General features: G+C 38.3%; 20 protein-coding genes. 2 read left to right on the plus strand and 18 right to left on the minus strand.

Annotated features, from left to right (window positions below):
• Positions 1–24 precede the first annotated feature (24 nt).
• From mnmA to BAU16_RS12475, 14 genes are all read right to left on the minus strand, one after another.
• A complete protein-coding gene (mnmA, locus tag BAU16_RS12410; protein ID WP_137605872.1) occupies positions 25–1,143 on the minus strand; it encodes a tRNA 2-thiouridine(34) synthase MnmA in 1,119 nt (372 codons plus the stop codon).
• Between the two features lie 148 nt (positions 1,144–1,291).
• Positions 1,292–1,897 (minus strand): metallophosphoesterase, encoded by a 606-nt coding sequence (locus tag BAU16_RS12415; protein ID WP_161527184.1) that lies wholly within the window; start codon positions 1,895–1,897, stop codon positions 1,292–1,294.
• Between the two features lie 12 nt (positions 1,898–1,909).
• Positions 1,910–2,758: an aldo/keto reductase gene (locus BAU16_RS12420; protein WP_161527185.1), complete on the minus strand. Its 849-nt coding sequence runs from the start codon at positions 2,756–2,758 to the stop codon at positions 1,910–1,912.
• A gap of 112 nt (positions 2,759–2,870) precedes the next feature.
• Positions 2,871–3,212, minus strand: coding sequence for a DUF1831 domain-containing protein (locus BAU16_RS12425; protein ID WP_137605875.1), 342 nt, complete (start codon positions 3,210–3,212; stop codon positions 2,871–2,873).
• A gap of 83 nt (positions 3,213–3,295) precedes the next feature.
• A complete protein-coding gene (locus BAU16_RS12430) occupies positions 3,296–4,438 on the minus strand; it encodes a cysteine desulfurase family protein (protein WP_161527186.1) in 1,143 nt (380 codons plus the stop codon).
• Positions 4,439–4,767: 329 nt separating this feature from the next.
• Positions 4,768–5,772, minus strand: coding sequence for an SIS domain-containing protein (locus BAU16_RS12435; protein WP_048603829.1), 1,005 nt, complete (start codon positions 5,770–5,772; stop codon positions 4,768–4,770).
• Positions 5,773–5,788: 16 nt separating this feature from the next.
• Positions 5,789–6,619, minus strand: coding sequence for a PTS system mannose/fructose/sorbose family transporter subunit IID (locus BAU16_RS12440; protein WP_137605877.1), 831 nt, complete (start codon positions 6,617–6,619; stop codon positions 5,789–5,791).
• The gene (locus BAU16_RS12445) at positions 6,603–7,382 is read right to left on the minus strand and encodes a PTS mannose/fructose/sorbose/N-acetylgalactosamine transporter subunit IIC (RefSeq protein WP_048603827.1); all 780 of its coding nucleotides are present in this window, start codon (positions 7,380–7,382) and stop codon (positions 6,603–6,605) included. Before BAU16_RS12445 ends, BAU16_RS12440 begins: the two co-directional genes overlap by 17 nt.
• Positions 7,375–8,220: a sugar phosphate isomerase/epimerase family protein gene (locus BAU16_RS12450; protein WP_137605878.1), complete on the minus strand. Its 846-nt coding sequence runs from the start codon at positions 8,218–8,220 to the stop codon at positions 7,375–7,377. Before BAU16_RS12450 ends, BAU16_RS12445 begins: the two co-directional genes overlap by 8 nt.
• A gap of 4 nt (positions 8,221–8,224) precedes the next feature.
• Complete coding sequence (locus BAU16_RS12455; RefSeq protein ID WP_048603825.1) at positions 8,225–8,695, minus strand: PTS sugar transporter subunit IIB; 471 nt, start codon at positions 8,693–8,695, stop codon at positions 8,225–8,227.
• 13 nt (positions 8,696–8,708) lie between these two features.
• Positions 8,709–9,128: a PTS sugar transporter subunit IIA gene (locus BAU16_RS12460; RefSeq protein WP_137605879.1), complete on the minus strand. Its 420-nt coding sequence runs from the start codon at positions 9,126–9,128 to the stop codon at positions 8,709–8,711.
• 73 nt (positions 9,129–9,201) lie between these two features.
• Entirely contained in the window at positions 9,202–11,976 is a 2,775-nt protein-coding gene (locus BAU16_RS12465; RefSeq protein WP_137605880.1) for a sigma 54-interacting transcriptional regulator, read from the minus strand.
• Positions 11,977–12,149: 173 nt separating this feature from the next.
• Entirely contained in the window at positions 12,150–13,121 is a 972-nt protein-coding gene (locus tag BAU16_RS12470) for a ribose-phosphate diphosphokinase (protein WP_048603822.1), read from the minus strand.
• A gap of 108 nt (positions 13,122–13,229) precedes the next feature.
• On the minus strand, positions 13,230–13,772 hold the full coding sequence (locus BAU16_RS12475) for a hypothetical protein (protein WP_048603821.1): 543 nt from the start codon (positions 13,770–13,772) through the stop codon (positions 13,230–13,232).
• A gap of 205 nt (positions 13,773–13,977) precedes the next feature.
• Between BAU16_RS12475 and BAU16_RS12480 the strand changes: the two genes are divergently transcribed.
• Both BAU16_RS12480 and BAU16_RS12485 read left to right on the plus strand, forming a co-directional pair.
• Positions 13,978–14,514 carry a DUF1697 domain-containing protein gene (locus BAU16_RS12480; protein ID WP_137605881.1) on the plus strand — a complete coding sequence of 179 codons (537 nt, stop codon included), beginning with the start codon at positions 13,978–13,980 and terminating at the stop codon, positions 14,512–14,514.
• Positions 14,515–14,650: 136 nt separating this feature from the next.
• Complete coding sequence (locus tag BAU16_RS12485; RefSeq protein ID WP_137605882.1) at positions 14,651–16,555, plus strand: M13 family metallopeptidase; 1,905 nt, start codon at positions 14,651–14,653, stop codon at positions 16,553–16,555.
• A gap of 60 nt (positions 16,556–16,615) precedes the next feature.
• Here BAU16_RS12485 and BAU16_RS12490 read toward each other — a convergent pair whose 3' ends face one another.
• From BAU16_RS12490 to macP, 4 genes are all read right to left on the minus strand, one after another.
• Positions 16,616–16,915 carry a hypothetical protein gene (locus tag BAU16_RS12490; protein ID WP_048603818.1) on the minus strand — a complete coding sequence of 100 codons (300 nt, stop codon included), beginning with the start codon at positions 16,913–16,915 and terminating at the stop codon, positions 16,616–16,618.
• A gap of 65 nt (positions 16,916–16,980) precedes the next feature.
• Complete coding sequence (locus tag BAU16_RS12495) at positions 16,981–17,523, minus strand: cysteine hydrolase family protein (protein ID WP_161527187.1); 543 nt, start codon at positions 17,521–17,523, stop codon at positions 16,981–16,983.
• A gap of 67 nt (positions 17,524–17,590) precedes the next feature.
• A complete protein-coding gene (locus BAU16_RS12500; RefSeq protein ID WP_137605884.1) occupies positions 17,591–18,286 on the minus strand; it encodes a 5'-methylthioadenosine/adenosylhomocysteine nucleosidase in 696 nt (231 codons plus the stop codon).
• A gap of 31 nt (positions 18,287–18,317) precedes the next feature.
• Positions 18,318–18,611 carry a cell wall synthase accessory phosphoprotein MacP gene (gene macP / locus BAU16_RS12505; protein ID WP_048603815.1) on the minus strand — a complete coding sequence of 98 codons (294 nt, stop codon included), beginning with the start codon at positions 18,609–18,611 and terminating at the stop codon, positions 18,318–18,320.
• Positions 18,612–18,613: the final 2 nt, after the last annotated feature.

Here is an 18,613-nt window from a genome sequence, read left to right on the forward strand (position 1 = left end):
TAAGATTCTGGAACGTTTTTCTACTTACACATATTGCAATACTTTTTCTGCTTGGTAGGCGTGATCAATCAACCCGCCGCCTAAACATTCCATGCCATCGTAAAATACAACAGCTTGTCCCGGAGTAATTGCTCGTACAGGTTCGTCGAAAATCACTTCCGCCCGATCGCCTTTAAGTAAACGAACAGTCACAGGAACATCTTGTTGACGGTAACGGAATTTAGCCGTGCACTTAAATTCTGTTTCCTTTGCTCCGTTAGTAGTGAAATGAATTTCGCTGGCATCCAAACGATCCGCGTACAATGCTGGATGATGGAAACCTTGACCCACATACAAAGTATTCGTCGCCAAATCTTTTCCTACCACAAACCAAGGTTCGTGGGAGGCACCGCCACCACCGATTCCAAGGCCTTGACGTTGTCCGATGGTATAATACATCAACCCATCGTGATCGCCTTTTTCTTCCCCATCAAGGGTAATCATCTTGCCTTTTTTAGCAGGCAGGTAGTTGCTTAAAAATTGTTTGAAATTCTTTTCACCGATGAAACAAACGCCTGTAGAATCTTTTTTCTTTGCGGTTGCTAAACCCGCCCGTTCCGCAATTGCTCGAACTTCTGATTTTTCCATTCCTCCAAGAGGAAACATGGTTTTACTTAATTGTTCTTGAGACAATTGACTTAAAAAATAGGTTTGATCTTTGTTTTGATCCACGCCACGGAGCATATGCACCACGCCGTTTTCATCTGTTTCGACTTGTGCATAGTGACCTGTCGCAACATAATCTGCACCTAATTCCAACGCATAGTCCAAAAAGGCTTTGAATTTGATTTCTTTGTTGCACATTACGTCTGGATTTGGGGTTCTACCGGCACGATATTCTGCTAGAAAATACTCAAATACCCGATCCCAATATTCTTTTTCGAAATTCACCGAGTAATAAGGAATTCCGATTTGTGCCGCAACTTTGGCTACATCTTTGTAGTCTTCCGTTGCCGTACACACACCATTTTCATCCGTGTCGTCCCAATTTTTCATAAAAATTCCTACGACATCGTACCCTTGCTCTTTCAGCAAAAGGGCCGTTACCGACGAGTCTACCCCGCCGCTCATGCCGACAACCACACGTGTTTGGCTGTTTGCCATGTTCTCACCATCATTTCAATCTAGATTCCGAAAACTCTACGATTTGAAGGTCGCAACTTTTCAGTATCTGCCATTATACAACAGAACGGTGAGAAATTCACTTGTTGAAGATTTTCTTTGGATATTTTTAGAAAGCAGGAAGCATTTCTCAGCGTAATTTCGCCAACTCTGCTGCTTTTTCCGCAGCAATCTGATCGATTTGATTCTCAGAAATCGGTGTTCCAAAAGGCATTTTTTCCGGTAAAAAATCCAGCTCCGGTGCATCTACGCCAACATTTATATTTTCTGGAATCGGCACACTGTAATGATGGATATGGCCATGAAGATTGCGAATATTTTTGGTGGTTCCCAACAACATCGGGTAATGGGTCAAATAATATTGGTGGTGATTGAACTTCAATAATACACCCACATCTTCAAAGGCAAATTTATTTTCACCTGTACTTGTTTTCGGATCATTTTCAGCCAAATACTTAAAAAAATCCCGTGTATCATGATTTCCTTTGATAAAAACGATTTTTCCCCGCAACTGGCTGAGGATTGATAAAATTTCTGGAAAACCCGCCTCATAGTTTGGATGCATGGCGACATCGCCAAGATGATAGACTGTATCTTTATCCTCCACCACCAAATTCCAATTGTGAATCATCGTTTCGTGCATTTTTTCCGTTGTTTTAAACAAACGGGGAGCAAAATCGTTTTTTCCTAAAAGCGAGTCGTGAAAATAATGGGTATCACCGGTAAAAAATTTCATCGCTTTTTCCTCCTATAACACAGCAAGAGGCTGTTTTGTCGTAGGTTTTGGAAAGGCAGCATCTATTTTTTGCCATTCCGCTTCTGTCAGCTCCAATTCTGCTGCCTGCAAATTATCCAATACATGTTCCTTATTGGAAGATTGTGGAATAGCAATCGTTTGGTTGTCTCGCAAGGTCCAGGCAAGTAACAGTTGGAAAACAGAGCATTGATGTGCCTGCGCAATTTCCAGGAGAACCGGATTTTTTTGGAAATCATTCCCCAAACTGTCTCCTTGAGCGATTGGAGAATAAGCAATCAACGGTAGCTTTTTTTCTCGCATCCATGGCGAAAGATCAAATTCAATCCCACGACTGCCCAGATTGTACAGCACTTCATTGGTCAGGCAGTTTTTCCCTTCAGGAATCTGCCAGAGTTCCTCCATATCTGCCACATCAAAATTAGAAACACCCCAGCGCAAAATCTTTCCGGCTTTTTGGGCTTGTTCCATTGCCGCAACCGTTTCTGCCAAAGGAATTTCTCCTGTCCAATGAAGCAAATACAAATCCAAATAATCAGTATTCAAACGTTGCAAGGTTGCCTCCAAATGATTGGGTAGCTTTTGCAATGAGGCATTCCAAGGATAAATCTTTGAAATCAGATACAACTCTTTTCGATTGAAGGGCTGAATGGCTTCTCCCACCAAGCGTTCTGAATTGCCTTCCCCATACATTTCTGCCGTATCAATAATCGTTGCGCCTTGTGCCAGACCCGTTTGCAGGGCTTCGATCTCTGCTGCTCGTTTGTTTTTTTGATCTCCCATGTGCCACGTTCCTAGCCCAATCGGTAAATGCGGTGTCCCGTTCAATAGGATTCTCTTCATTTTTTATCACCTCAGTTTAAGTATACGGTAGGGGACAAATTCAAACAAATAATCCTCCCTAAAAATGAAAGCAAAAAAACAGCTCCAAGAAATTTCTCAGAACTGCTTCGTCTTATGCTTTTTCAAATAATCCCCGGCTGATAAAACCGTCCATCAGGAAATAAAATTTTTCCTGCAGCATTTTATGACTCTCATCTTTAAAAATATTGACGGCCTTCAATCCGTTGGAAGTCGTTATCGACATCTTTAAAGTCTTGATATCTTCGGAAACCGTGATTTTCAGCTTTAAGCCTTCCTTGCTTTGCGGTGTTGCTTCTAGCGGACGGATCAATTGAAAATTGCCACCGTTCGTTTCTGTAAAACCATTGTCTCGCAACGTGTAACGCTTGGCAGAAGGATTGATTCGGTAAGAAATATCTGCTCCTAAAACTGTCGCTTTTTCTTGGAATGCCATTTTTTCACCTCAAATTAGTAGTCTTTCCTCTAATTATAAAAGTTTTATAACAGATTTGCCAGCCCAACTCTAAAAAAGAAAAATTATTTGGATGCAGAAACAGTATTTGCCAACAGCGCAGCAAATTCTGCAACAGCTTCTTTGGTGTTGCCCAAGCCAAAACTGATTCGAATCGATTGATGGATTGCCATCGAGTCAGTACCATACATTGCTTCTAACACATGGGAAGGCTCCACGTTTCCTGCGGTACATGCTGAACCGGTAGAAATCGCCGCCCCTTTCAAATCCAGTTTCATCAGTAATAAATCATTGGCAATTTCCGGAAAAGTCAGGTTCCATACATGAGGCAATTTGTGTTCTTCGTCTCCGTTGATTTGATAGGTAATCTTTTTTTCATCCAATGCTTGAAAAAGAAGTGCCACAAAAGCATGATACTTTTCTGCGTTTTCCTTTTGTTTTTCAGGCGTCAAAATTTCCACGGCCTTTGCCATACCACCGATTCCCACCAGATTCTCGGTACCTGCACGACGTTTTTCTTCCTGCTCTCCTCCATGAAGATAAGAAGGAATATTGATACCGTCTTTCTTGAATAAAAAGCCGACCCCTTTTGGTCCGTTGATTTTGTGGGCGGAGATACTTAGCAGATCAACCCCATCTTCATAGGGATGCAGCGGAATTTTTCCATACGCCTGCACAGCATCTGTATGGAAAATAGCTGGATGATCTTTTAACAGCTCGCCAATTTCTTTGATTGGCAGCAAATTACCCGTCTCATTGTTAGCGTACATGACTGAAACTAAAATCGTATCTTCCCGCAATGCTTTTTCCAACTCTGATACATAAAGCTGCCCTTTTTCATCGACAGGTAAATAGGTGACCTCAAAGCCCTGCGTTTCCAAAAAGCGCATGGCTTCCAACACCGCTGGATGCTCAATCGCTGTCGTAATCAAATGTCTACCTTGTTCTTTTCGTGCATAGGCCGTGCTAATGATTGCTGTGTTATCCCCTTCCGTTCCACCACTGTTAAAAATAATTTCATGGGGTTTAACGGTCAAACTATTCGCAATAATCTGCCGAAAATTTTCCAATTGTTCGTGGGCTTGCCGACCATAATTGTGAATACTTGAAGGGTTGCCAAAGACATCCTGCATCAGCCGGCTCATTTCCGTAACAACTTCCGGATGCATCGGTGTCGTCGCCGCATGATCTAAATAAATGTGTTCCATTGCCTTCACCTTTTCTTTTTTTACTAGGCACATTCTAGCACAGAATGGACGGGAAACCAAAGATCAACCAACTTTTCAAACGATTCTTCCTTTTTTTCAACTTGAGCTGTTTGCTGCATAACTCACCACGGCTCGCCAGTATCTGTCGATCGGTATAAACAGTTATGACCTAAATCGTAGAATTTAGATAGACTCAGGGAAACTCGTTTTAAAACTTTATCTTTTGGTTGATTGTTTTGTAAAAAAAGACAAGGAATCTAAGAAAACTTATGCAGCTTTCTTAGATTCCTTAATTAACAATGATTTAATTTATCGAGCTTTAAACATCTTTAATAATCAAATTGACGATAATAACGGCGAATATCAAGCGGATGACAATTCAATTTTTCCACATGTGCATCAATTCGTTGAGTAACACAATGCATTAGTAAAAATGATAACACTCTTCCTCTATATTTCTCACTGATTCCTTCTACAGGATAATCCTTGGAATCGATTAGGGTATAATCCCCACAAATCCGTGGAAGTAAATTAGCTACTCGTTCAGATAAAGGACGTTGTTCATCTTCACCTAAAAATACTGTAACCGGCGTCGTTTCATCAACGATTTCTAATGTTCCATGGAGAAATTCAGCTGCATGAATTGATTTTGAACGAAGCCAACTTTGTTCTTCCCAATAGCACATCGCATATGAGTACACAGCTCCCCATTGATTCCCTGCTCCAATAAAATAATGCATAGAATCATGGCGATGTTTTTCAGCAAATTCTTGTCCAAACTTATCTGCCTGCTTTTCTGCTTCAACTAAACCAACAGCCAAATGATTATCTAATTCTTCATAATATTCTTCATAGTCTTCAAATTCATTATTATTCTTCATCAATCGATCTGCAACCATAAAAAACTTAATTTGCTCTGTGCCTGGTGCTGGATAGGTGATGACATAATCACATATTTCAGCAAGTTGGCTACCTTCTGCATCAACAAAGCCTAGTAGTGTAGCACCGACTTTTTCAATTTCCTTTGCTGCTTTAACAACTTCTTGGGTTGTCCCGGTAACTGAAGATAAAATAACTAATGATTTATTCGTCAAGCGTTGATTCCCAGTAGTATAATATTCAGCTGCATGTTGTACATAAACAGGTAAGTTACTTTTTCCATTAATATACGTTACTGCCTGCATCGCAGAAGCATAGGTTCCGCCAATACCTAAATAATAAATATTATCAAAACCCTTTTTATATACCTCGTCAACAATTTTTTCGACATTTGAACGTAATTCTAAAGCACCTTGGATATCCTTGATTTGTTTTTCTTCATTAAATTTTAGCATCTTTTATCTCTCCTTTTTATACACCTAATACGCCAAAATAAGTTAATACGATTCCGATAAATGTTGCACCGATAATTTGCCACAAAACATTTACATTCTTTTTATTTAAATAATAGAAAATAAATAAAGCAGCTAAACTCAGTATTCCTGGCATTACACCATCTAGAATACTTTGCATTGTCTCGGTCGATTCTCCAGTACCTATTTTTATATCCATATTGATATAAACCATACTACTTGTCATGGCGCCAATAACCATAACTCCTAAAATTGAGGCAGCATTTTTAAATGTATCCATCATTCCAGACTTTTCAATCTTATCTAGATACCCGATACCTAATTTGTAACCAAAAATCGCACCGTAATATCTTAGAACATAACCTGGAATATTATAAATCAGTAAAAATAGAATTGGACCGAGTACATTGCCGCTTTTTGCAAGTGAAGCAGCTAATCCTGTGGCGATGACTCGAATAGTTCCGATGAATATTGAATCTCCAATACCTGACAATGGTCCCATCAGAGCGGTTTTGATAGAATTAATGGACGATTCGTCAAAATTTTCTGTCGTTGCTTTTGTTTCCTCCATAGATGCAACAACACCACCAATAAATGGTACAACTTGCGGCGTACAATTAAAAAATTCCATATGTCTTTGTAGCCCTTTAACATATTCGTCCTTGTTATCTCCGTACAGCTTTTTCATTAATGGTGCCATCATATGAGCAAAAGCCAAGTGCATTTGTCTTTCATAAGTCCAGCCAAATTCCATCGGTAACGATCTCCACATAATGTTGATCAAATCTTTTTTAGTTACTTTCTTCTCATTGTTAGAAGTCGTCATCATCCAATACCTCCCCGTCTGTTGCTATAGGTTGCTGTGTATTTGCTTTGTTATTGTACATAATAAATACAAGAATTAACCCAAAAAGTGCTACTCCAAGTACTGGTACTTTCAAATACGAAGACAATAAAAATCCTAAAAAGAAATACGGCAAAATTGATTTATTCAAAATCATTTGTAATAGTATTGCAAACCCAATCGCCGGAAGTAAATTTGCAGAAACTTCAAGACCGTCAATAATTGGTTGTGGAATCATATCCAAAACTTGCTCGATTCTTGTACTTCCTAAGTAATAACCCACAAAACAAAGTACTCCTCGACGGAAACATTCTATTAAACCTACTGACCACAGTGCACCAGTAATTCCCCCTGCTTTCCCTTCCTCTGCATACCTATCCCCCACATGTGCGATCATCGGAAATACGATACTTAACAAGTTTCCTATAGCAAGAGACAGCATAGCAATTGGCATGGCAATAGTTACAGCAGCACCGATTCCCTTTCCAAGGCTTATTGCAAATGCTGTTCCAAGAACTCCACCAACAATGACATCCGGTGGAAGATATGCACCTACAGATACAGCTCCCATAAAAATAAGTTCTAAGGAAGCACCAATAATTATCCCTTGAGTAAAATCACCTAAAATCAGTCCTACTAATGGTCCCATGATAATCGGTCTATTTAGCAAATTAGACCCTATCGCAAAATCCATTGGTCCAAGAAATCCAACTAAGCCAATTAATAATGCTGTTGTTAAATTACTCATTTTCATTCCTCCTATTTATTTTTTTTATTGCATTCATCACATTTTTATCTACAGCTTTAGGATTCAAAAAATAGGTTGAATTTGCAAATTCAAAGGTGAAATAACCTTGATATGAATTTTTTTCAAACTCTCGCAAATCGCTTTCCATATTCCTCGTTCCATCCCCCCAAGCTAAATGGCCAGTTGGATTTCCATCAACAAAATGGCAATGGATGATTCTTTCTTTGAAGGTTTCAAAATATTGATTAATTGTTTCATGAGAACGTGCCATAGCTCCTAAATCCAAATTAATAAATAGGTTTGGATGGTCTACAACTTTTAAATACGCAACTAATTCATTAATTGTATTCACTAGGTGAGATTCCTCAGGTTGCAGCGCTTCTAGTGTCATTTTTACTCCTCTTAGCTCTGCATACTCCACCAATTCTCGCATTAAATCAGTCGACCGCTTCCATGCCTCAGAAGGATTCTCTGAATAGAAATCCCAACCAGAATTCATAGATACTATTGGACTTTCCAGTTCATTAGCTGCATCAATGGCATTTTTAAAATAATTTCTGGCTTTATTTATCAATTCGGGAGTTTTTGCCGCTAAACTATAGGGTTTGGGATTACTTTGTTCAGGAGTCAAACAGATAATATTTAATTCATTACTTACAAACTTCTTTTTAAAATCTTTTACATTTTGGTAATGTAAATTATCAATTTCAAAATGATGGGTACAAGTCCATAATTCAAAATTTTCAATTTCATTTTCTTTTAACGACTGAAAGAAATATTCAATCGGATAATTACGATAATAGTAATTCATTCCGGAGAATTTTGATTTATCAATCATACTCTCACCTCACATCTTTATAGAGTAGCAATTTATCGCTAGGAACTTGTCTGATTTCTACTTTTTTCCCAAGAGAAACTAATTCATCTAATAAGTTTAATTCTTTCGAAGTAACATTGATTGCCTTTGAAATATTTTTAGTATCTTCTCTTACTTTCGTTCCTCCCAAGTTGATTTCTGTTATATCTGGACAATTTTTTGCTATACGATACGCATCCTCCACTGATTCAACGACAATAAATAATTTATATTTATCTGTTACACCACTTTCTAGGGCAGCAATTGAATCTTCAATATTTTTAATAACCAATTTTACTCCCTGTGGCTTTGCTAACTTTATCGTTGTTTTTCGAAGATCATTCGTGGGTACATCATCATTTGCAATTAAAATACAATCGGCACCTAAATTTTGTGTCCATGAAAAGGCAACTTGTCCGTGTAACAAACGGTGATCTACTCGTGTCAATAAAATCATCTATTTTTCCTCCCTAAAAATCTTCTTCTTTTATTTCTTTTTGAATACTTTCATTACAAAATTGAATAGATTTCTTTGCGCTATCTAACGCTTGTTGAATAACTATTGTAATCGTACCAGTCGATTCAAGTTGAGTAACTAACTCAACTAAAAATGGTAAGTTTAATCCAGCAATCAAATAAAAATTAGGATTCTCAATATAACGTAAAAACTCGTTATTCACACTACCACCAAAAATATCTGTAACTATGATAATTTCATTTTTCTGATTTTCAGCTATTAATTCAGCAACTGATCGAGTTAAATCAAAAGTTTCCTCCAAGTAACAATCCAAAGCACTAATATTTTTATTTTTTCCACAAATTAATTCTAATGAACTTAAAATTCCTGATGCAAATTTCCCATGAGAAGCTAAAACTACTTTTCTCTCCAATACTGTTCACCTCACTTACACCCTAATAAACGCAAAAAGCGTGCCAAACTTAGTGGCACGCTTTCAACAATTATTAGAACTCACTATTTACTTCCGTTAATTCAGTCTTTCCAAAAAGAACATCATAAATATAAAACAATTCATAATCCGGTAATCGGACACTGTAAACCTTTTCCACGACACTAAATGCATCCTTTATCTCCGATAGCTCTTTTTCATGACACTTATGGTGAGTGTCACGACCAGTGTATGAATCAATGGGAACATTTCGAATAAGACGTTCAATCATACAACTTACATGTACATAAAGTGCAAGTTTTCGATCGTTCCTGATTTGAATATTCCATAGCTCTTCTAATCGCTTCATAAATAATTCGATTTGTACGATTACCTTTTCAGTATCCAAAATCGTCACAGATTGGATAACTTGATCCAAAGAAAAGTTTCGAATCATTTGATTATTAAAATAAGTAGAATCTTCTTTGTTCAAATCATTTTTAACCCAAGTTAGCAGTATTTCTGTCCCTTTTCCAGAAATTAATCTTTCCAATGAAATAAAAGGAACCCCTTTATGTCTTGGATTGTCTGTACCAATTATTCCAATGATGTCATATGGTTCAAACATTTTTTCGAATTCAGTTGGATTAGTTAATTGTTTATATTCACAAGGAATAATTTTAATCTCTAAATTGCTTGGCATACTTTTTTCTAAAAGATTACTTATTTGCACAGCTGTTCCAATTCCTGTTGAACAAGTGGTTATCAAAACTTTTTCTTTGTCTAATTCAGGAAGAATAATTTCCCATCTATTTTTATGAACCTTTTCTACAAGTGTTGGAATTTCCGTGATATTATTTCTTTTCTGTATTACTTCACCTACTGCAATGGCTAATCCGGTCGTTACATTATTCATGATGGCAATTGGGGCTTTGATATCTTTAGGAAAGTATTGATAAATTTCTTTCAGTGAACCCATGTCAAATAAGATCATCAAACCATTGGATATATCATTTTTTTCGATATAATGAGTAATATTTTCTGCTATTTTTTTAGGAGTTACATCTAAAGGCATATCAAAAGACTGAAAAATCAACTCATTCAATAAACGATTCGCTACATTCGCAATGCTACTAGCAGTCGCATAACCATGCGCTACAATAATAGCTTTTGGATGGGCATTTTCTTTAGAATACCCTGAATTGTTAATATAAATTGAAAGAATAATCCGGTCCATACTTGATAATTCAATATCCAGCGTATTTTTTACCAAAACTAAAATCTGTTCAGCATATTGATAACTATTAGGAAATCTGTGTCTGATATCTGCTAATAATTGTTCAATCAGAAGAATTTTTTCTTGTTCTTCTGGGACCCAGTCGACATCTCGCCTTTGAAAAAGATAATGACTGATTGCATATACAATACTTCCATTAAAACTAATTTGAAACGAATTCTCGATTGTTTCCAACATTTGTCGTACATGTTGAGTAATAAACAACATCATATTATGTTGTCCATCTTTTTGAACATCAAATAATAAATGATCAAAAAGACGTTCGATTTCTTTTGAAAGTTTGGGAGCTGATAACTCTAAACGCCGATCATTTTTTACATATTCTAAAAGAATTTTTTCATAAATTTGTACAATCCATTTCAATTCAGGTTCGTTTTCTTCAAGTAGAGTCTCAAATTCTTTACTCCCATCAATTATAATTGGAGCTAACATACCCGATTCATAAATTTCTTTGGTTGATGATAACAGGTATGTTGGAATCATATGGATAGTTATAGCTATTTCTTTTTTACTTTGAGAATTTGCAAAACTTTTGGCTACAATAATTTTTATAAGATTTTTTAATTCTCCGACATTTCCTTTATACTTCCGATTCATTAAAATATTGATTACCTTAGGTGAAATCGACATCTTTTTCCCAATTATTTTTTGTTCCTGATAAAAAGACTGTAGAATCAACTGCTTTCTTTCTGATTGTGTTCGTTCATTAAGCGCTGGAATTGGTATTTGAACAGGAATTCTTCTTAAAAATGTGGTTAAAAATGTACTGGTGCTATCTTCCGTTGTAGCAAATGCTAAACGACAATGAATTTTGATTGATTGGGTACTGTCACCAACTCGATGTATTACCCCGTTATCTAGATAGGTAAAAAGCTTTTCTTGACCTTCTGCACTCAATCGATGGACCTCATCAAGAAATAATAATCCTCCATCTGCAGCTTCAAATGCACCTTTTTGATCTTCCGTTGCACCTGTAAAAGCGCCTTTGACATGACCAAAAAGGCTGCTAGTTAAAAGTTCCGGATTATCTGCATACTGAGCACAATTAACAGTAACAAGAGGTGCCTCAGCTTCTAAGACATCATTTGCTATACAGTATTGATGAAATAGTGTTATCAAAAAAGATTTACCTGTACCACTAGCCCCAGAAAGGAATACTGGCAATCCACCATTAGGATACAGAGCAGCCATTTTCAGCTGTTCAATTGTATAAGATAAACTTCCGTGACTTCCGATAACACTCGAAAAAAAATCCTTTTTTTTATCAAAAAACGGCTTTTCTTCAGCTATTTCATTCAAATTTTGATAAATACTTTTTTCCAATGGGTAATTCTGATTCTCAAAAATACTCTTAGAAAAAAAATAAACGGGACGAGTATTTACTTTTACTAATACTCCCTCTTCTACAAGCTGATTTAAATGATGACTTACTGTATTTCTCTTTACATTAAATTTTTCAGCAATATTTTTCGCAGTAAAAATATCGCTTACATTACTAGTATCAAAAAAGGAAGTTTGATTTTTTATATATCTCAATAAGTCTTCTCTCAACAACTGAATACCTCCTACTCATTATCACTATAATAGCTGATTTTTTTTAGAATTCTATTAAATTTATGATTTCATTAAAAAATTCTATGTATTAAAAAAGATAGATAAACCTGTTCCGTTTATCTATCTTCATTTAAACTATTCAAAAGTCAAAAAATAAGAAACAAAATCTAATCTCACTGATAATCCTTTTTCTCCAATTTGAACAATGGACTCATTGGGGTGTTTTCATGGATGCGTTTGACTGCTTCTCCCATCAATTGTGCGCAGGTAACATACGTCAATTTCTCCGGATGGCGTTCGTCCGCCGTCCAACAGGAATCGGTGACGCAGATGTCTGCGATTGGTGCTTGGTCAAGTGTTGCTTTTGCGGTTTCTGAAAGCAATGCGTGAGAAGCACAGGCATAGACTTCTTTTCCGCCGGCTGCCTTTAATAATTCTGCGGCTTTTGCCATTGTTTCACCGGTATTCAAAATATCGTCTACCATGATACAATTTTTCCCTTGAACATCCCCGATAACATAGCCTTCGCTTTCTTCGGTTTCTTCCTGATCAACAATTGCGATCGTCGTGTCCAGATATTCTGCCAAACTACGGGCACGCTGCACACCAGAATTTTTTGGCGAAACCACCACGTAATCATCCCCCGTCATACCCCGTTTGCGATAATAATGGGCAAAAAGCGGCATGGTAAACAAATTATCTACCGGAATATCAAAAAATCCTTGTACTTGCACGGTATGCAGATCCAATGTTAGCACACGGGTAGCACCGGCTTCCACGATCATATTGGCAATCAGTTTAGCCGTAATCGGTTCATGGGGTTTAGCGGTCCGGTCTTGTCTGGCGTAAGCATAATAAGGCAACACCACATTGATGGTTTTGGCGCTGGCACGCTTCATTGCATCAATCATAATTAACAATTCCATGTAATAATCATTCACAGGCTTGTTCGTTGCTTGAATCAAATACACATGGGCGCCCCGCACACTTTCTTCAATACTGATGGAAATTTCGCCATCACTGAATTGTTTGATAGAGCAGCGACCTAAAGTTGTTCCGAACACTTTTGCGATTTTTTCTGCAAGGGGACGATTGCCATTCAAACTAAAAATTTTCAATGAATCGTCTTGATATTTCTCAACCATTTTTGCCTCCAAAAAGTTTTTTGTCCTCAGTGAGAAACCACTGATTGTGTTTGCTTCGACAAATCTCGTTTCACTTCTGCTTATTCTACCATACTTTTCATGAAATTTTTATAACGGGAGCGAAATTGTTCCATTGATCCAAGCAGCAGGAATGACTTTGCGATGGTCTCCCCAATTATCATGGACTTTGAAAAAACGCTGACCATCTTCCGTTTCCAAATAAGCATAGGCAACCACCCAATGATTACCGTAACTGCTGCCTAACCCTCTCATCAAACCCAAAATGACCGGACGGCCTTGATCGATTCGTTTCGTTGCCCGGTGCCAACCTCCCAGCATGGTTGTTCGTGCCCGATAAGGCAGTTTGTAAAAATCAAAATAGCGAGACAATCCATACCCGACTTGGATCGGCAAAGTTGGCAATCCATGAGGCTGAATCAGTAAGTGCAAAATATCAATCAACGATTTCGAAGTTTGGGCATTTTTATTCCGAAGATTTGCTGGAATAATCTTTTCATCAACATAATCTTGATAATAAGCTAAAAAAACCGCGGCTGCATAAGTACCACAAAGATAACCACTAGGCGTCATCCAACGACGATACCGAGAAAAACGTTCTTCGGGTATTCCTATCCATTCATTTGTTGTCATTGTTTTCCCTCGTTTCTCATTTGATCGTACCCTTTTCAAATAGAAAATTTCATAAACGATTGGCCATTCTACTTTTGAAAAAACAGCGTTAACATCTTCCTCATTATAACGAAAAACCGCAAAATCTGCTATTCGGACTCATTTGATAAAAATTTTTTTGATTTTTGTTATACTACAAGAAACATCACTAAAGGAGATTTATCCAATGAACTACGCCATTTTTCTGCGGGGAATCAATACGGGGGGCTTGACCATTAAAATGAGCGAGCTGAAAACCGTCTTACAGCCCCTAGCTTTTGAAAAAATACAAACAATTTTAGCCACCGGGAACCTTTTGATCCAAACAACCTTACCGGCAGATGCCGCACTGCAACAAGTCATTGACTGTTTGAGCGCTCATTTTCAAACGCCGATTTCTGGATTGATTCGCACAGAAAGTGAAGTCCGAGAATTGCTTCATGACATTGTCACAGACGTCCCTGCAACCCACAATCAAATGGTTCTCTTCACTAACGCCGAGCTATATCCTGAATTAGTGGCTGAATTTGAAATCTTTCCTCACGATGCCCATGAATGTCTCAAAAAAACAAGTGGGTATGACCTACTTTGGGTCGTCAAAAAAGGGGAAACCACCAAAAATTTTGGCGGGAAAGTTTTGGGAAAAGCAAAATACAAACCTTTGCTGACTTCTCGAAATCTGACGACCATCAAAAAAATTGTTGCTGCATTTGATAATTTTTAGAAAATTCTCAAAAAAGCATTCATTTCCTTTGTTAAATTACCAAAGGTGTACGATAATAGAGAAAACACGGAACCGATTTGCAGTAATCCAGTAGATCGACTCAAAAAAATTTATGCGCTACGAAGGAGTAACCAGAATGACAGATTTAGTTAAAACAGATTTTTATGATCATGTAAATGGCGAATGGGTCAAAACGGCTGAAATTCCTGTCGATAAACCAGCTACCGGCGGTTTTCAGGATCTGGTCCAAGACATCGAACAATTATTGATGGCAGAATTTGCCGAAATGGCTACAGGAACCAAAGAAATCCCTGCCGGACGTATGAAAGATGCGATTGAATTTTATAAACTTGCCAACGATTATGAGACCCGCAACAAATTAGGCGTTGAACCAGTCAAACCGTTATTGGCAAAGGTTGCTGCCTTAAATTCACTTGAGGAATTAAATCAGCAATTTCCAGAATGGGTGCTGGAAGGAATGCCGTTGCCTTTTGCTTTGGACGTTGACCAAGATATGAAAGATACACAAACCAACGTGGTTTACGCATATCCAGCATCCACGTTCTTACCTGACAAAACCTATTATGAAGAAAATCATCCCCAAGGACCTGAATTATTAAAAGTCTTTTCTGAAATGACCGTCAGTATTCTAGAAAAATTTGGCAAAACCAACGAAGAAGCAGCTGCAATCGTTGCTGATGCTTTGGCCTTTGACCGTTCAATTGTTCCCCATGTCCGCAGCTCGGAAGAAAATGCCGATTACAGCAAAAATTATAATCCAAAAAGTATTGCCGAGTTTGCTGCCTATTCGAAAGAACTTGATTTAAAAAAATTAGTCAATGACCTCGTTCACGACACACCTGGAGAAATCATTGTCACCGAACCAGAATACTTTGCTGCATTTCAACAAATCGTTAATCCCGAAACCTTTGCTTTGCTGAAAAATTGGCTTTTGGTTCAAGTCAGCCTTTCTTATACCAGCATTTTAAGCGAAGACTTACGTCAGCTTGGCAGTACTTACAGCCGCTATCTTTCAGGAATCGATGAAGCGGCCCCTCAACAAAAAGCGGCGTATTATTTAGCTACCAATCGCTTTAGCCAAGTAGTAGGTGACTATTACGGCAAAAAATATTTTGGAGAAAAGGCGAAGCAAGATGTGGAACACATGGTAGAAGCCATGATTGCAATCTATCAAAATCGGTTGAAAAACAATACTTGGCTAAGTGAAAATACACGGGAAAAAGCGGTGGTTAAACTGGGGACATTGGGAATCCAAGTTGGCTATCCGGAACGAATTCCTGAACTTTACGATGCCTTCATCACAAAACCGGCAGAAGACGGCGGTACGTTAGTGGAAAATGCGCGCTTTTTTAGCCGTTTGGTCAGAGAAGACAATTTCAGCCGTTTCCATAAACCAGTAGATCGCAAAGAATGGGAAATGAGCGCTGCAACAGTCAATGCATATTACCATCCCTTCAAAAATATTATCGTCTTTCCAGCAGCAATCCTACAAGCACCATTTTATAGCTTGGAGCAATCCTCCAGTGCCAACTATGGTGGAATCGGTGCGGTAATCGCCCATGAAATTTCCCACGCCTTTGATAATAATGGCGCAAAATTTGACGAATTCGGAAATTTGAATAATTGGTGGACAAAAGAAGATTTGACCCACTTTGAAGATCTTTCCAAAGCCATGATTGCTGAATTTGACGGCATCTCTTTTGCTGGGGGGAAAGTCAATGGAACCTTGACCGTTTCAGAAAATATTGCAGATGCGGGCGGTCTAAGCTGTGCATTAGAAGCTGCAAAAAAAGAAGCAGATGTTTCTTTGGAAGACTTCTTTACCAATTGGGCAAAAATTTGGCGGACCAAAGCACGGGAACAATACCAACAATTGTTGTTGTCCATTGATGTCCATGCACCAGCCAAATTACGGGCCAACGTTCAAGTGAAAAATTTGGATGACTTTTACACTACCTTCAATATTACAGAAGAGGATGCCATGTATCTGTCTCCAGAAAAACGGGTCCACATCTGGTAAACCATTGCTTTACAAAAAAGTGCCGCAGGAAATTCCAACATTTCCTGCAGCACTTTTTTATTATTGTTTCATCGCCTTTTTGATCATCTCTGCCAATGAAGAAAATTGCGAATGGTCGTTGACCACTTGATCCGCTTCTTCCTTTTTCTTAGGGTTTTGCAAAAAAGCAGGTAGTTGACTCGCATGTTGAATGCCAAGTTTTCCTAATAAATCATCCAATTGACTAAAATCTGTGTACTTTTTCAAAAAATTATTGTTCAGTAAATTTCCTAAATCAATGTTTTCCTTTTGCAAGTCAGAAATAATCCCGGTGATATCGGACATATCAAAGCCATCTTTTAAGCGATCAAGAATACTCATTTTGATTCCCCCTTTTCTTTTAAGTATACGGGAGAAAAACGATTTTCTCGAAAATAATGCTTAGACTAATCAATGATCTCAGCGCCAAGAGTTTGCGCAAAATGCCGCAAAGCCCACTCATGACCGACTGGATCAAAGCTGGCAACCGCCTCTTTAAAAATATGCAGTTGATAACCTAAGTTATAGGCGTCCACGGCAGTATGCAGCACACAAATATCTGTACAAACACCGGTTAAATAAAGATCGGTAATGCCCCGTTCCCGCAAGCGAATATCTAAATCCGTCCCGCTGAAAGCAGAATAATGCCGTTTATCGATCCAATAAACCTGTTCCTTGTTTTCTTCATAAACCTCAGCCAATTTCCCGTAAAGTTGCCGTCCACTTGTACCAATCACATTGTGTGGCGGAAACAAATGGTTTTCAGGATGATACTTGTCTGTAGGATCATGGGCATCGATGGCAAAAACAACAAACGCCTGCTGGCGGATAAATTCTTGGGTTCGAGCAACGAGGGTGCCTTCAATTGCCTGCCCAGCAGCTCCGGTGGTCAATTTTCCATCTGTCGCAACAAAATCATAGGTATAATCAATCGAAAGTAACGCCTTCATTGCAATTCCTCCTAAAAAATTTTTTTCGTCTTGTTTCTTGCCCCACTGGTCACATTTTTTCGTTAAATTATTTCAACTGCTTCACAAAATCAATCACTAATTCGGCAGAACGTTTGCCGGCTTCTTCAATAAATTCATCAAAACTTTGAGTGGCTTCGTGATCGGCGGTATCGCTGATTGCCCGCAACACTAAAAAGGGAATATTAAATTGCTGTGCCGTTTGAGCGATCGCAGCCCCTTCCATTTCACACGCCAATGCATCTGGAAAGATCGATAAAATCTGCTTGATTTTCTCTGGATGATCCACAAAACTGTCTCCTGTCACAATCAGTCCTTTTTTTACCCGCTGCTGTCTTGCCTCTGCAACTTTAGTCATTTCAGCAATCAAATAGCGGCTGGCTTCAAAATACAGAGGCATTCCGCCTGGCAGTTGCCCAAGCTCATACCCAAATCCAGTGACATCGACATCAAAGTAAGCCAATTTTTCAGAAACAACTAAATCTCCTACGGCTAACCCTTGACCGATTCCGCCGGCAGAGCCTGTGTTGATTACCATATTTACTCCGTACTGCTGAATCAGCAGGCTGGTGGTGATTGATGCAGCCACCTTGCCGATGCCGGAGCGAACAACGATCACTTCATGAGGTCCTAAGGTTCCTGAAATAAACAAAGCATTCGCCCGTTCCCAAAAAATTGGTACCTCCAATTTTTCCCGTAGTCCCTTGATTTCCTCTTCCATTGCTCCGATAATCCCGATTTTCATTCTGTCCTTCTCCTCCGTCTTCTCGATTTTCCTAAAATAAAAAGACCAGCAACATGACAACTACCAATAGTAAAAAAACAATGATGATAGCTTTCATCAAAAAATTGTTCCATTCACGGGATTTTTGTTTTTCCCCCGTTCGTGTTTTGGTAACTGGTTTATTTTTTTTGTTTTCCTTGCGATAAAAATTTGAGATTTCCTTCTCTTCTTTTTTGTACTCTTTTGCCGCCTGTTTGCTGGTTTTTTGTGGCTGAGGTGTTTCCTCTGTTTCCAGTTCCCGTCGTTTGCGTAATTCCGTGCGGGTAATCAAGGGCTCTTTTGGCATCG

The sequence above is a fragment of the Enterococcus sp. JM9B genome (assembly GCF_009933265.1).
GTDB lineage: Bacteria > Bacillota > Bacilli > Lactobacillales > Enterococcaceae > Enterococcus_C > Enterococcus_C songbeiensis.